The following is a 14288-nucleotide window of genomic DNA, read 5'->3' on the forward strand; positions in this document are numbered from 1 at the left end:
TCCAAATTCAAACCCTCGGTCATCCTGCGCACGTGCCACGTGTTTGTTTTTAGCGATGTCGATTCCTACAATTAATGTTTCTGGTGTGATTTGCGATAGTTTGTGATTTTGATTATAATTCATAGTGGGTCCTCTCCTTGGTATTTATTAATTTCGGGGTCAATGCGCATTGACACCCTGTACTATACCAAGGGGGCTCTTTTTTGTTCAACCCTCAAATTTCTTCATTACAGGAATGCTCCTATGAAGCAGTATCTACTTTTTCTGCATCCCAATACATCTCACTAAATACGTCTGCTAGAGCATCAGCCGAACGATATAGCTCGTCCAGTTTGTTTTCTACTCCCCCGAATTCAAACAGCAATGCGTTATTAGATAAATCTTGATTAAATACTCCATTTGTTCCTTTACCTTTTCTCGGAAATACCCCTCTGCTTAAACCAGGATATTTTTCTTCTAACAGATAATGCAGCTTAGCTGCTAAGTCAAGGTTCTTCTTATAAGAGTTATGCTCAGCGCCAACAACTATCATAATGCGGGCATAGGATTTTCCGTTTATTTGCTTCGTCGTTTTTTCCTTTTTGATAGCATCACGATGTAAATCAAAAGCATATTGAATATCCTTATTAGTGGATAGTGTGTCAGCAACTACCTCCCTAGATGCATCATACGACCTGCCAAACCCCCAGCCCTTTTCATGCAATTTTTTGGTTATATCTGTATCATCAACTACAGTTCCGATTCCATTTGCCTGCAATGATTTAGCTAGTCGATTACTCACCTTTGAAATATTCACTTCCTTATGATAAGCCTTATCAGGGTCCTTTACGTCAGGTAAATAAGGAAGAAAGGACTCTCGATTATGTGAATTATAAATATAAACAACCTCTTTATTCCCTGTCGTTGGCGTATTTTTTTCTTTGTTCGTTTCTAATTGTTCTGTTGCGCTTTCCTCATCTTCAATTATTGCTTCTCTCTCTTTTAGAACTTCTTGTAGTGGTGGAGAAGATTCAATTGGTAGGTTTGTATAATTTGTACCTTCACCAGCAATTAATATGTGGTTATCAAAAACCTTAAATCCAGGTAATTCATTGCCTAACAAGCTTCTAATATCATTTGGTTTTAGACTTGTTGCAATGCGAAACAGAGTTGTAGACAAATCAAGGAATTTGTGATCTTCAGGTACAGCTTGCTGAAATGCCCGATTTTCAATTCCTAGCAAGTATAAAAAAGTAGAGCTATTAATATCAGTTGTCCATTCCGTAATTACTTCAGAAGAAAGGCGATAAGCGGGCTTTATCGTTGTTAGAATACCGATGCAAGTAAAAAGTATTAGAGCACCGATAATGTATAAGCTACTTCGCTTATATAAAAGACGAAGCCCGCTATGTTTATGCAGATCCATGGTTCCACCCTTTCTGAATTCACGCTATAGTTAACTCTATGACACAAATCCAGAAGCTAGAACCTAATCTTTTATTTTTTGGAATATTGATAGAAAGGTTAACGAGAATAAGATGCGAAATTATCTACATTGACAGTTTCATGCATAGCAGCATTAACGCCGTTTGCTATTAGGCTAGCCATATCAATCATAAAACCATCTACTTCTTTAGGTGTTACCATTAAATTATGACCAATCGGCGTTAATACTTCTGTTATTAGTTTTCGCTTTTCATCGTCAGATAGATTCCCTACTATACCAAGGAATGTTTGACGTTTTTCTTCATCTGGTAAATCTTCATCCGTTAAACGTTTCTCACCAAATGACATACCAGCAGGTGTTAATGACTTGGAGGGATCATCCTTTTCTTCCCACTCTCTACCAAAATGCTTCAATAAAAAGTCGATGGTATCACTTGTGATGGTAACAGCATCAACAACTGTCGGAACTCCAATAGCCATCACAGGAATGCCTAACGTTTCTTTACTTATTTCTTTTCGTTTATTTCCTACACCAGATCCAGGATGTATACCAGAGTCGGATAACTGAATGGTTTCATTAACTCGTTCAATGGACCTTGAGGCAAGTGCATCAATACAAATAACAAAATCTGGTTGATATTTCTCCACAATTCCGAAAATGATGTCACTTGTTTCAATACCAGTAACCCCCATTACGCCAGGTGTCACAGCAGCTACTGGCCGGTAACCTTTTGAAACCGTTTCATGTTCCATTTGGAATAAATGACTAGTTACTAGCACTTTCTCTACGGTCATCGGACCAAGTGCATCGGGTGTAACATTCCAGTTTCCTAATCCTACAATTAAACCTTTACTATCGACTGGAATATTGTTTTTAGCAATTAATTGTTCCAGTTCTTTAGCTAACACCTTTGCAGCTTGCTCCTGTCTTTTTGTATCTTGTCGTTTTACACCATCAGCATAAATGGTAATATAGGATCCCGGTTTTTTACCTAGAAGCTCAGCACCAGTATCATCGATCTCTACATAAGAAATATTAATTCCTTCATCATTTCTTTCTTTTATAGTGACTCCTTTTATTTTTTTCTGATCAGTTGCCTCTTGATTTTCAACATACATATCCTTTGCTTCAATGGCTAGATCTGTCCTAACTTGATATGGTACAATATCATTCTTTTTGTTTTCCATAGCTCGCTCATCCTTTCTTCATCTGTTAGTAATAGATTTAACAAAATAGCGAAACTCATACATTTGATAACAAAGCTATTGAAAACAAACCGTTCCTCTGGTAAAATGACTTTTGTCCATAGACAAAAAAAGCAAATACAAATCACTTTACATTTGTTGGGATGAAAACAAATACATTCATAATTGTGATGATATTTCAGGAGGTGAAAAACTTATGGCAAATATTAAATCTGCAATTAAACGTGTAGAAACAAATAATAAAAAACGCACAAACAATGTTATGCAAAAATCTGAAATGCGTTCACAAATTAAGCGTGTAGAAAAATTAGTTGAAGCTAACGATAAAGAAAACGCAATCGTTGCTTTAAAAGATGCGAATAAATCAATTGATAAAGCTGTTCAAAAAGGGATTATTCATGCTAACAACGGTAATCGCCAAAAATCACGTCTAGCTAAGAAATTAAATCAATTAGGCGCATAATAAAAAACGATCCCTTAGGATCGTTTTTTTGTTTGTTAGCTCAAGTGGATAAATATGGGCGTGTTGAGCTACGTCCAACTCCAGTTCCCAGAAACGAGGCAACTTCACGAATCACCCCTAATCTAAGTCATTATCGGCTCGCAAGCTCACCGTGCTTCCTTTATTTCCGTTAACTCGCTCCAGTCGCTACGTTTTAATCGGACGCTTACGCTTTTGTTCTAGCAATTTTTCCTTTCGTTAAATGATATAGAAGTATTTCAAATGCTAATTCTTTCTCCATAGATCCTTGCTTCATTGCTGCATCAGCATCTGCTAGTTGATCCATAATATATTCTAAAGTATCTATAGAAAATTGCTTTTCTCGTTGCATAGCTATTTTAATAACATAGGGATGCACCCCAAGTTGTTTTTGCATATGAGATTGACTGTAGCCTTTTTGCTTTAATAACTTCACTCGAAAAATCGTACGAAATTGGAAGGCAAGTAAACCAATCAATGCAATGGGTTCTTCCTTCATTTTTTCTAAATCCTTATATATAGCAATTGCCTTATGTAAATCACGATTCATGACAGCATCCACTAATTTCAATGAAGAATTTGTAGTAGTATGCGATAAGAGCGCTTCAGCAATTTCCCTTGTAATTTCACCATTCTCCCCAACATACATTGCTAATTTTTTCAATTCGCTTTCCAATAAGTGCAAATTCGTGGATAATTCCGATTCTAATAAATCATAAACATCATCACCAATTGTAACATGAAGCTGATCAGCCAATTGCGAAATCCACTTCTTTAGCTCATATTCCTTTATAGCGTTACATGCCACTACAGATGCTTGCTTTTTTAATTGTTTCGTTACTTTTTTCCGTTCGTCAATTTTTTCATATGGCGCAATCAAAACAAGTACGGAAAAATCAACTGGTGCAGACAGATAACGTTGTAGCGACTCAAGATCATGCTCAAACGAAAGTTTATCCGGTTTTGCTTTTAAGAAAACAGCGTTAGTAGCTATGATCAATTTACGCTCACCAAATAAAGGGAATGTTTCCGTATCTGCAATAACATCCTGTATAGATGTTTCTTCTAAATCATAGCTCGATAAATTATCTTTATCATCATCAAGAATGGCTTCCATTAAACGTGTTTTAAGTGATTGTATAAAATAGGGCTCGTTTCCATATAGTAAAAATACTGAGGATATTTGATTTTTTTTTATTTGTTTTACCGCTTCCAAATAGGACATGCAATTCACTCCAACCTTTTTTGCTGTACCTTTATATGGTAAAACGTTAATAGAAGAATGGCAAGGAATAATGAGAGGGAAAAGACTGGCATCTTCTTCCCTCTCCAATCTATATTAACGCTTGCATAACTGCTCTAGAAACAGTCATGTCAAACGATATTTGATCTTATCTATAGATTTTCCCGTCTAAGTAAAAGTATAGATGTTAAGTCTTTCTAAATTTGGGATCCATTCAATTCGATATAAATTTATTGCAAAAGTGGATTTTTTAAAAAATATAATTTATACTAATGGTGATATAGGAGGGGTAATTGTGAACGAATTTGAAAAAGATATTCAATCTAAAAATAATGACGTTGTTGACTCCATCAAAGGTTTTGCATTTTCTTTTATTTTCTTTCTTGTGCTATTTGCAATCGGAGTTATAATTAGTGTAGCAGGAGCCTAAATCCTCATTCGTTTACATAGGTTAGACATGTGAACGTAAGTAAAGAGACTGTGTCACAGTCTCTTTTTTGTTTGGATGAATCATGATATATTACTATGGTAAAAAACGATAAAACGTTCCCCGGTCTTTTATAAATTTAAACTGTATCGCACCATCTCTATCTGTACGCAAAACAATTGCACCACTTTCTCGTAAATTACGGATAACTTCATCTGACGGATGACCATATGAATTGTCCTCACCAACAGAAATTAATGCGTAATGAGGTGCTAATTGTGTTAAAACCTCTTTATCTGTAGATGTTTTACTGCCATGATGTGCTACTTTAAGGACATCAACGTTTATATTTGGGTATGATTTCACTATTTCTTTTTCCTCTTTTTTACTTATATCGCCTGTAAAAAGCCAATTCATTCCCCCAATATTAGTAAATAGAACAAGTGAATTGTCATTTGCTGATTTTCTATCTTCAAATGGTGCCAACACTTTAAAAAGTGTATTTCCTACTACAATTGTATCATTTCTTTTTACAGTAACTACCTCAGAATAGTTCCATACAATCTCCTTGCTATCAAAAAAATCACTTATAAATATATTATTTACTTCTATATCCTCCAGTATATAATCCACACTTCCAATATGATCCAAATCCTCATGCGACAAAAAGATAGCATCTATTTTGTGAATACCTTTTGCAAATAAATACGGCTGAATAACCTGATTATATACACTAGCCGATGGCTGCTGGTTTGTGTTTGTAACCTTTGAACCAGCATCTATAAGTATCACACCTTTACGATAAGGTAATTCAATAATAAAAGCATCACCTTGTCCGATATCGAGCATTGTTACTGTCCCTATGGGAGAAAAAAATGGTCGGCTTATATCGACTAAAATTATCATTACGATGATAACTCCGCAATAAAATGACTTTACTTGCTTTCCCCTCTCCAAGTAACCCATAAAGAAGAAGAGAAAGAGGTAATATAATATAACAGCAACAAATGACATAGAGCCTGCAACCAAAGGATAATGTAGATAGTTATCTATTTTTCCAATACCAAGCAACACCTGTTCATGAACGACAATAAACAACTGATCGATAATTGAGGATATGGTGGATATAGGAGACGTAAATAAAAGCATTAATAAAGTGGGAATAACAAAGAATGTAAAGTATGGAACAATGAAAAGGTTGAGTAAAATGGATAATGGTTGGAGTATGTGGAAGTAATGAAATAGTAGCGGAATTATCATCATTTGCGCAATGAAACTAATAAGTAGCATCTGTTTGATTGAAGATTTTGTTCGGGATAAGCATTTCCTCGAAAGCAATAATCCAAAGGTTACCATAAATGAGAGTTGAAATCCCACATGATATATAATCAGCTTATCAAATAGAATTAGCACAATAAATGTAATACTAAGTACATCTGTAACACTGATTTTCCATTTGGTTTTATGGAGGATGATAAAAAATATAGCCATGATACTGGCTCGCCATACAGAGGGTTCCCCTCCAGCCATCAGCGCATAGACAGGCAGAAATAGCAGCATTCCCCATTGCGCGTACTCTTTTGTGAAAAGGTTTGTCCTAACTAAAAGAAAATAAGTAATGGTTATCATTAATCCAACATGCAGGCCTGAGATTGCCAATAGATGACTTAATCCCCATTGTCGAAACAATTCAATCGTATCTTTAGCTAAAAAAGATTTATCTCCAAATAATAATGCAAGTATCCAGGCAGCAGTTCCATCACTTATATTTCCGTTAACGTAATCAAGCATGGATGCTCTTATTTGATATATATGATGTAAAAATCCCGTACCTTCTAGACAATCTAACTCGTCTAAACTTGTGATAATGGATTGATAAGAAATCCCTTGCTTATTCGCATATCCTTGATAATCAAATTGACCGGGATTCGTCGCTGGCTTAGGGATATCCAGTAACGTAGAAATCCGACAGGTGGATCCATATGCTATGTGCGGATAGTTGCTGGCCACATGCACTGGATTGTCTGGGAAATACAACATAGAAACTTTGCTATCTGTATTTGCAATTTGAAAGATAAATGATATTTTTTCGGGTTCTACTTGAATAGGAGTAATGATTGTACCTGTTAATTCTTTATCTTGAGGAGGCTGTTTATGGTTAATTTCAGTGGTTTCTATTCGAGGGATAAAAAAGGAAAAGAATATAAGGGAGATGAGGGATAGTACAAACGGCATTGCACATATCCTTCTCCTATAAAATAAATAAAATAACCAAACAAGAAATACTGCAGCAATAATCGGGTGATTCATCCATTTCATCAAGCTACTTACAACGACAGCCAATGCAGGAAAATGCCAGAATCCTTTCACATGATTCTCCTTTATCGTAAATTAAATAAATCAAATGCTTTATTTTTCCATTTCTGCAATTCATTACGATCAATTTCTTCATTTTCTAGCTTCTGTATTAAATTTTGAATGTAATGCTGTTTTTCCAGATAATTTGTATCAACTGTCAAATAATCAAGCTCTACCTTCTTGGTAATAACTCCAGCCTCAGCAAACAACTCGATAGCATAATCATTATTATGATAATCCTCTGCATAATAAACAGTATTGATTCCTGCTTGAATTAATTGCTTACAGCATTGCAGGCATGGGAAGTGTGTTACATAGATATCTGCATTCTCGGTAGGAACACCAAATTTAGCGCATTGCAATAATGCATTTGCCTCAGCATGAATCGTACGTACACAATGCCCGTCGACAACATAACAACCTTCATCAATACAATGAACACTTCCCGAGACACTTCCGTTATAGCCTCCAGCAATAATTCGTTTATCTCTTACAATTGTTGCCCCTACCATTAGTCTAGTACATGTACTGCGTAATGAGAGTAAATGACTTTGCGCCATAAAATATTGATTCCATGAAATTCGTTCCATCATTATTCCCCTTTATGTATTTTTTGAAATCATTCATTTTCAGTTATGGAATTTGAATCTCTTCCTGAAATACTTCAATTGTTTTCTCGCCAATTCCAGAAACGTTTAGTAGATCGTCTATTGTGGTAAATGGCCCGTTTTCTTCTCTGTATCTTACAATTGCCTCTGCCTTTGCTGGTCCAATCCCACTCAAACTCTCAATTTCTTCTACCGAGGCTTGGTTTATACGCAATTTCTCGTTCGTCTCCGTACCTGACAATGACGATGAATAATCACTTTCACTATCTGCAACTGAAATAACCATTTCGTCCTGTACTTTTTGCGCAAGGTTTACTTGGGACTCATCTGCATTTTTAGTAAACCCTCCAGCTACTTCTATTGCATCGATCACACGATCTTCCACTTCCAACTCATAGACACCTGGTTTATTTACTTCACCTTTTACATCCACAACGACAGTACTTGTGTCCTCTACCTGATTCGTACGATTACTGTTCACCGTATCTGTCGGATCAATCGGCTCGCTAGTATCAATGATTTTTGCATCTTCATCACCTGTATCTTTATCTCCGATCATAAGAAGTAAAATGATTATGACGACTGGAATACCAATAAAGAAAAGTACTTTTTTTAATATATTAGAGTACAAATGTTCACCTCCTTTTTGAGGAATAGAAGGAATTTATTTCATTTCTCCTACTTAAAATTCGACATGCTTAACTTGTTTTCCTTTTTATGAAAAAAAACCGGAAATACAGATTATTCCGGTTTCTTCTCAGCTGAAAAGAAAATTCTTGCTGTATTATTATTTAAACTATCTGCTTTTAATGAAAAATCACCATATACTTTAATATTTTCAAAACCTGACTCATTCAATATTTTTTTATAAATTTCTACAGGAAATGTTCGTTGATGATGTTCCTCTTCAAATCGATGGTATAAATTGTCCTTATCCCTTACAAAAAAAGTTAACTGATGGAACATTTCACCAGGCTGTGTTCCTTCTGCACAAAACCAAATATAAGAAGCATCTTCCGTAACATCAGCGAATGTTTCCCCAAAATAATTATCAGTAATATAGCTAAGCGCGTGAACATCAAATAAAAATAGCCCACCTGGATCGAGTGCTTCGTTTATATTTATAAATGTATCTCTTAAGGAAGCTTCTGACGTAATATAATTAATGACATCACAGTAACTGACTATAGCATCAAGCCCCTGAAGGCCTACAAGACTTCGCAAATCTTGACAAATCCACTGGATAGACATATTTTCTGTAGCAGACTTATGTGCTGCATATGTTAACATATCTGCCGCATAATCTACTCCTGTGACCTGATATCCCTTTTTTGCCAATCGGATTGCTATTTCTCCCGTACCACATCCTAAATCAGCGATCGTCCCAACTTCTCGTTGTCTTGATTTAAACTGAGCTTCCGTAAATGCTACCCATTGATCATAAGGGGCATCTTCCATTAACAGGTCATAAACATTCGCCATTTTTTCGTAAGCCATTACTATTTGTTGTCCTCCAATTGCAATGAGACTGGAGCTGCATCTCCCCAAAGACGCTCTAAATTATAGTAGCTTCTTTCATCCTTATGAAATATATGACAAACGACATCACCTATATCCACTAAAATCCATCTAGCCTGTTCAAATCCCTCTAAACGTTTCAAGGAAATATCGTTCTCTTCCATCTTATCCTTAATCCCCCTTGCTATTGCTTGCACTTGTCGTTCATTACTTCCATGGCATATTAAAAAATAGTCCGCTACTAATGATACTTCGTTCATATCAAGTGCAATAATGTCCTCAGCACGTTTATCATCACACGCTTCGGCTGCAAGTTGTATAATTGTCTTATTTTCCATTAATGGTTACCTCCGTTAACTCTTCTTATTAAATCATTGTACGTATGAAAGGTGTCAGGATAAATGGCAGTATTCTTGTTCATTAAGAATCGAATCGTATTTGCTGATGCCATTAAGCACGCATGTACCAAGTCGACCTTTGCCATCTCCCGCACCTTATCTATACCTGGAAATTTTCTACCGGGTTCTATATAATCAGCTAAAAATATTATCATTTCTAGGTTACTCATATGAGCTCTTCCTGTTGTATGGTAATGAATAGCATTTTGGATATCTATATCCTTTACACCGAATTCTTTCTCAATAAGCAATGCTGCTACTGGACCATGCCATAATTCATGATGATAATCTAATAAGTCTTTAGGTAAATAGGACGTTACTATCCATCGCGCAAGCTCATCCCTCGATCGATATTTCGCGTAATCATGGAAGACGGCTGCAAGTTCTGCTTTTTCAACTTTTTCACCATATAACAAAGCAAGCTCTTTTGCTGTTTCCGCCACGCGTAACGAATGCTCATAGCGAGCTGTTGTTAAGTGTGGCTTCACGATGTCCTTTGCTATCTCAATTTTCATATAAGTGATTCTCCTTAATATAGTTATAAACGGAGTCAGGTAGTAAATAGTGAATGGTTTCACTACGTTCTAACCGTTCCCTTAATAACGTAGAGGAAATCTCTATTAATGGGATGTCTACTTCCACTATTGGATAATGTGTTTGTAAAGAATGAGTAGACCGTTTAACACCAACAAATTGGATTAGTTGCATTAACTCATCAATTCGTTCCCATTTTGGTAAATATTCAACCATATCCGCGCCAATAATGAAATAAAATGTTTTATGAGGATGATTTTTCTTTAATTCCTTTATCGTATCAATTGTATAAGACTTTCCAACACGGTTGATTTCGACTGGATTCACCTTAAAATACCTATTATTCTCAATAGCTAAATGTACCATTTCCAGTCGATTGTTCGGGCTTGTTTTAACATCTTCTTTGTGCGGAGGTGTATAAGATGGGATAAACCACACCTCATCCAATTCAAGCGAAATCCGAACCTCTTCAGCAATGATCAAATGACCAATATGCGGTGGGTCAAACGTTCCTCCTAAGATACCAATACGCTTCATCAATAAACACCTTTTACGGAAGACGAATCTGTTTGTTTTCTGTAGATTCTTTATACAATACGATATTATTCCCAATTATTTGCACGATCTCTGCGTCCGTTCCAGTTGCTAATTGCTCAGCAACGGTGTCTTTATCATCCATACAATTTTGTAAGATACTCACTTTTAACAGTTCTCTTTTTTCTAGTGCATCCTCAATTTGATCAATCATATTTTGATTCACACCTATTTTACCAACTTGGAAAATAGGCTTCAGTTGATTTGCTTGTGCTCGTAAAAAACGTTTTTGCTTACCTGTTAACATATTATCTTCCTTCCAGTATAATTTGTAATTCTTGATCCATGCGTTCCATTGGTGGCTTTATGCCTGTCCATATTTCATAAGCATATTGTGCCTGATATAGCAACATCGTATGTCCAAAATGCAGAGAAAAACCATAACACTTTGCCTGTGTCAGCAAATTTGTTTCGATCGGTTGATAGATAATATCACTAACAATCGTGTCGTTTGGCTTTGTGTTTTTAATTTCAATGATTGATTTATCAGCATACGGTTTCATGCCTACAGAGGTGGTTTGAATAACTACATCATATTGATCAATTTGTTTTTCAACGCTTTCCAATGGCATTACCTGTGACTGCACCTGATATAATCTTATTATATCAAGCGCTTTTTCCTTTGTACGGTTTGCTATGTCTATCGTTGTAAAGCCAGCATCCTGCAATGCAGCATAAATTCCTCTTGCAGCACCACCTGCCCCTAAAATAAGCGCACGTCTATCTGCTTTAGAAAAAAGGCGTGGATATTTACTTTTAAGAGATCGTACATATCCAATACCATCCGTATTATATCCAATCCATTTCCCATTCTTATTACGTACCGTATTTACAGCACCAATTGCCTTTGCCGTATGATCCACTTCGTCAAGAAATGGGATGATTTTTTGTTTGTAAGGAACAGTAATGTTAAATCCATGTAGTTCTTTTTGTCTAAACGCATTTATTTTTTCGCTAAATGACCCTTCAGGATTAATTTCGTAAATCTCATATTCTCCATCTATATGGGTTCGTTTCATAAATTCTTTATGAATCCACGGTGATAATGAATGGGCAATTGGATAACCAATCAATCCAAACCGATACACATTATTTCTCCCCTTCCTAGTTAAACGAATTTCTAATTGATACAGATACACCCTTCGGACTATGGGCTGTTACAGAGGCACCATTTCCTTGAATAGACACCCACCCAAGCCCCGGAAACACAATATCCTTCTTATCTGCTGAAATCCGAAAATCGCTTGGTGTTAAATTAGGAAGTTTTTCTAATGTTTTTTCATTTGGTGGCGATAACAGCTCGCCTAAATGATTTTCATATAAATGCTCGGCATTTTCAAGCTTTGTACGATGAATGGGCAATTGATTGGAAAAGTAGCAAACGAATGACTGCCGCGCTCCTTTGATAAAGTCCAATCTAGCGAGTCCACCAAAAAACAATGTTTGACCGGCATTTAATTGATAAACCCTTGGTTTGATTTCTTTATTAGGAGAAATTGCTTTTAAATCAGGCGGAGATATATAGTGCGCCATCTGTTGTTTATTAACAATTCCCGGAGTATCTATTAATGTAGAATGATCATCTAATGGTATCTTAATGAATCCTAACGTTGTACCTGGAAAATAAGAGGTAGTAATAACCTCACTGTAGCCAGTAGATTGCTTTATTAAGCGATTAATAAATGTTGATTTTCCAACATTTGTTGTTCCAACAATATACACATCCTTATTTTGTCGATAGGCTTCTATTTGATTTGTCAGCTCTTCCATACCATGGCCTTTTGTAGAAGAAATCAAGAATACATCTTTTATGCGAATCCCATTCTCTTTTGCTTGTGAACGTAACCACTGCATTAATTTTCGCTTATTTACCGATTTTGGAAGTAGGTCCATTTTATTTCCAACTAAAATTATAGGGTTATCGCCAACAATACGAGGCAGGCTATTAATCAAGCTGCCATCCACATCAAATATATCAATAACATGTACGATCAGCCCATCTGTTTCTCTTATAGTACTAACCATTGATAGGAAATCATTATCTGTCATCGCGACATCCTGTATTTCATTATAGTGCTTTAAACGGAAGCATCGTTGACATAAAATATCTTCCTTTTCCAAAGAGGATTGTGGTGTATATCCAGGTTGATTCTTATCTGTTGTCTGTATCTCTGCACCACAGCCCTGACAGTATAGTGTTTCCAATCTTATTCCTCCCAGCTAATTTTTCCCTTTTTACGCATATATGAAAGAATCCGTCGTTCAATTCTACGATTAAATCTTGTTATCTTACCGTCTGTTTGCACAATAGGGACAACAAGAATTGTGTAAAACCCAGCAAAATTCCCTCCAAGTACATCAGTCAATATTTGGTCTCCTACCACTACAATCTCTTCTTTCTTTAAACCCATCTTTTTAGCAGTGGTTCTAAATGCTTTACTCAACGGTTTTCTTGCACTAAATACAAATGGTGTATCTAATGGCTCTGAAAACACCTTTACTCGTTCTTGATTATTGTTCGATATAATTGTTACTTTAATCCCATGCTCTTTCATTAGTTTAAACCACTGAACTACTTCAGATGTTGCTTCTTTAACATCCCAAGCTACCAGGGTATTATCTAAATCCGTGATGATCCCCTTAATCCCTTTTTCTTTTAATACGTCGGGATGGATATCAAAAATACTTTTTACATGTTCATTAGGCAGAAATTTTCTTAACACACTTACACCTCTTTATAGTCTATCTACTAGCAGTATTCATACGAATCTCCATTATAACCTTATCCTATAACAACTTTCTACAATAATAAAGCGAAACTTCATTCTAATGTTAAGAACAAAGGCAAAAACGTCACCTCCTGTGACAACGCCTTTGTGACCCACATCCTATAGAGCCGAGCTTATCGGACATTCACTAGCAGTTATCTCCATACCATGTGTGATTTATTATCAAGACGAAACTTTGTCGATGATAAACCCTTATCATGTAGACAAGTACAACTAGAAATCCTTGATCTATGTCATTTCATCAAGAAGTATGTATGTTCACCCGAAAATATGAATAAATCGTTCGACAAATACCTTCATTTTTTGCATTGTGGATAACTTTATTAACAATTTTCGAGTTGATGTAATAATGTTTGTAAGGATTTTTTTGAGTTTGTACACAGGTTATCTACAGTCAAATGTAGATAACTTCTGCCTTGTCCTGCTTGTTAGAACATGGTAAATTTATATTAACTTAAATCCAGAAGATTCCCACTCTTAGGAGGGCTGTATTTATGGAACATTTGTCAGACGAATTATTACTTGAATCATACTTTACAGCAAATGAATTAAATTTAAGCCCCGATTTCCTCTCCCTGATTGAAGAAGAGATTCATAGAAGACGATTATCACATAAAATAAAAAATATAAAATCAGGTTAAAAAAAATAATGTATTATAAATATGAAGAAACACGAAAACCCTTGAAGAATTTGCGAATCCTAAGGG

Annotated in this window: 17 protein-coding genes; 3 read left to right on the plus strand and 14 right to left on the minus strand. The window is 35.7% G+C overall.

The window, feature by feature from the left end:
* Positions 1–241: 241 nt before the first annotated feature.
* Positions 242–1405, minus strand: a complete 1164-nt coding sequence (gene spoIIP, locus RVS70_RS10240) for a stage II sporulation protein P (protein WP_321133187.1) — start codon at positions 1403–1405, stop codon at positions 242–244.
* Positions 1406–1503: 98 nt separating this feature from the next.
* On the minus strand, positions 1504–2613 hold the full coding sequence (gene gpr / locus RVS70_RS10245; RefSeq protein ID WP_121605284.1) for a GPR endopeptidase: 1110 nt from the start codon (positions 2611–2613) through the stop codon (positions 1504–1506).
* 214 nt (positions 2614–2827) lie between these two features.
* Between gpr and rpsT the strand changes: the two genes are divergently transcribed.
* A complete protein-coding gene (gene rpsT, locus RVS70_RS10250) occupies positions 2828–3094 on the plus strand; it encodes a 30S ribosomal protein S20 (RefSeq protein ID WP_026681203.1) in 267 nt (88 codons plus the stop codon).
* A gap of 205 nt (positions 3095–3299) precedes the next feature.
* Here the strand turns inward: rpsT and holA are convergent, their stop codons facing one another.
* Positions 3300–4337, minus strand: coding sequence for a DNA polymerase III subunit delta (gene holA, locus RVS70_RS10255; RefSeq protein ID WP_026681204.1), 1038 nt, complete (start codon positions 4335–4337; stop codon positions 3300–3302).
* Between the two features lie 313 nt (positions 4338–4650).
* Here holA and RVS70_RS10260 point away from each other — a divergent pair, with 313 nt between their 5' ends.
* Positions 4651–4785 carry a YqzM family protein gene (locus tag RVS70_RS10260; RefSeq protein ID WP_026681205.1) on the plus strand — a complete coding sequence of 45 codons (135 nt, stop codon included), beginning with the start codon at positions 4651–4653 and terminating at the stop codon, positions 4783–4785.
* A 93-nt stretch (positions 4786–4878) separates the two neighbouring features.
* Here RVS70_RS10260 and RVS70_RS10265 read toward each other — a convergent pair whose 3' ends face one another.
* The 11 genes from RVS70_RS10265 to RVS70_RS10315 form a co-directional block, all read right to left on the minus strand.
* On the minus strand, positions 4879–7152 hold the full coding sequence (locus RVS70_RS10265) for a DNA internalization-related competence protein ComEC/Rec2 (protein ID WP_121605285.1): 2274 nt from the start codon (positions 7150–7152) through the stop codon (positions 4879–4881).
* Between the two features lie 11 nt (positions 7153–7163).
* A complete protein-coding gene (locus tag RVS70_RS10270) occupies positions 7164–7730 on the minus strand; it encodes a ComE operon protein 2 (protein WP_026681207.1) in 567 nt (188 codons plus the stop codon).
* A 43-nt stretch (positions 7731–7773) separates the two neighbouring features.
* On the minus strand, positions 7774–8379 hold the full coding sequence (locus tag RVS70_RS10275; protein WP_026681208.1) for a helix-hairpin-helix domain-containing protein: 606 nt from the start codon (positions 8377–8379) through the stop codon (positions 7774–7776).
* 110 nt (positions 8380–8489) lie between these two features.
* Entirely contained in the window at positions 8490–9245 is a 756-nt protein-coding gene (locus tag RVS70_RS10280; protein ID WP_034678976.1) for a class I SAM-dependent DNA methyltransferase, read from the minus strand.
* A gap of 2 nt (positions 9246–9247) precedes the next feature.
* Positions 9248–9604 (minus strand): ribosome silencing factor, encoded by a 357-nt coding sequence (gene rsfS, locus RVS70_RS10285; protein ID WP_026681210.1) that lies wholly within the window; start codon positions 9602–9604, stop codon positions 9248–9250.
* Positions 9604–10179, minus strand: a complete 576-nt coding sequence (gene yqeK / locus RVS70_RS10290) for a bis(5'-nucleosyl)-tetraphosphatase (symmetrical) YqeK (protein WP_026681211.1) — start codon at positions 10177–10179, stop codon at positions 9604–9606. The genes rsfS and yqeK overlap by 1 nt, the downstream gene beginning before the upstream one ends.
* Positions 10169–10735 carry a nicotinate-nucleotide adenylyltransferase gene (locus RVS70_RS10295; RefSeq protein ID WP_026681212.1) on the minus strand — a complete coding sequence of 189 codons (567 nt, stop codon included), beginning with the start codon at positions 10733–10735 and terminating at the stop codon, positions 10169–10171. Before RVS70_RS10295 ends, yqeK begins: the two co-directional genes overlap by 11 nt.
* 13 nt (positions 10736–10748) lie before the next feature.
* Positions 10749–11039, minus strand: coding sequence for a ribosome assembly RNA-binding protein YhbY (gene yhbY / locus RVS70_RS10300; RefSeq protein WP_026681213.1), 291 nt, complete (start codon positions 11037–11039; stop codon positions 10749–10751).
* Between the two features lies 1 nt (position 11040).
* Positions 11041–11880, minus strand: a complete 840-nt coding sequence (gene aroE / locus RVS70_RS10305; protein WP_321133195.1) for a shikimate dehydrogenase — start codon at positions 11878–11880, stop codon at positions 11041–11043.
* 16 nt (positions 11881–11896) lie between these two features.
* Positions 11897–12997, minus strand: coding sequence for a ribosome biogenesis GTPase YqeH (yqeH, locus tag RVS70_RS10310; RefSeq protein WP_026681215.1), 1101 nt, complete (start codon positions 12995–12997; stop codon positions 11897–11899).
* Positions 12998–12999: 2 nt separating this feature from the next.
* Complete coding sequence (locus RVS70_RS10315) at positions 13000–13515, minus strand: YqeG family HAD IIIA-type phosphatase (RefSeq protein WP_026681216.1); 516 nt, start codon at positions 13513–13515, stop codon at positions 13000–13002.
* Between the two features lie 560 nt (positions 13516–14075).
* On the opposite strand from RVS70_RS10315, the gene RVS70_RS10320 reads away from it, so the two are divergent.
* Positions 14076–14222, plus strand: a complete 147-nt coding sequence (locus RVS70_RS10320; protein WP_026681217.1) for a sporulation histidine kinase inhibitor Sda — start codon at positions 14076–14078, stop codon at positions 14220–14222.
* The last annotated feature ends 66 nt before the right edge of the window (positions 14223–14288 follow it).

Source organism: Virgibacillus sp. M23, assembly GCF_034190895.1.
GTDB classification, from domain to species: Bacteria; Bacillota; Bacilli; order Bacillales; family Amphibacillaceae; genus Virgibacillus; species Virgibacillus salarius.

Excerpts from the sequence above, each read along its gene's own strand:
- yhbY (WP_026681213.1), bottom strand. The coding sequence starts at position 11,039 with ATGTTAACAGGTAAGCAAAAACGTTTTTTACGAGCACAAGCAAATCAA.
- gpr (WP_121605284.1), bottom strand. The coding sequence starts at position 2,613 with ATGGAAAACAAAAAGAATGATATTGTACCATATCAAGTTAGGACAGAT.
- holA (WP_026681204.1), bottom strand. The coding sequence starts at position 4,337 with ATGTCCTATTTGGAAGCGGTAAAACAAATAAAAAAAAATCAAATATCC.
- yqeK (WP_026681211.1), bottom strand. The coding sequence starts at position 10,179 with ATGAAAATTGAGATAGCAAAGGACATCGTGAAGCCACACTTAACAACA.
- RVS70_RS10280 (WP_034678976.1), bottom strand. The coding sequence starts at position 9,245 with ATGGCTTACGAAAAAATGGCGAATGTTTATGACCTGTTAATGGAAGAT.
- rsfS (WP_026681210.1), bottom strand. The coding sequence starts at position 9,604 with ATGGAAAATAAGACAATTATACAACTTGCAGCCGAAGCGTGTGATGAT.
- RVS70_RS10270 (WP_026681207.1), bottom strand. The coding sequence starts at position 7,730 with ATGGAACGAATTTCATGGAATCAATATTTTATGGCGCAAAGTCATTTA.
- rpsT (WP_026681203.1), top strand. The coding sequence starts at position 2,828 with ATGGCAAATATTAAATCTGCAATTAAACGTGTAGAAACAAATAATAAA.
- RVS70_RS10320 (WP_026681217.1), top strand. The coding sequence starts at position 14,076 with ATGGAACATTTGTCAGACGAATTATTACTTGAATCATACTTTACAGCA.
- RVS70_RS10295 (WP_026681212.1), bottom strand. The coding sequence starts at position 10,735 with ATGAAGCGTATTGGTATCTTAGGAGGAACGTTTGACCCACCGCATATT.
- spoIIP (WP_321133187.1), bottom strand. The coding sequence starts at position 1,405 with ATGGATCTGCATAAACATAGCGGGCTTCGTCTTTTATATAAGCGAAGT.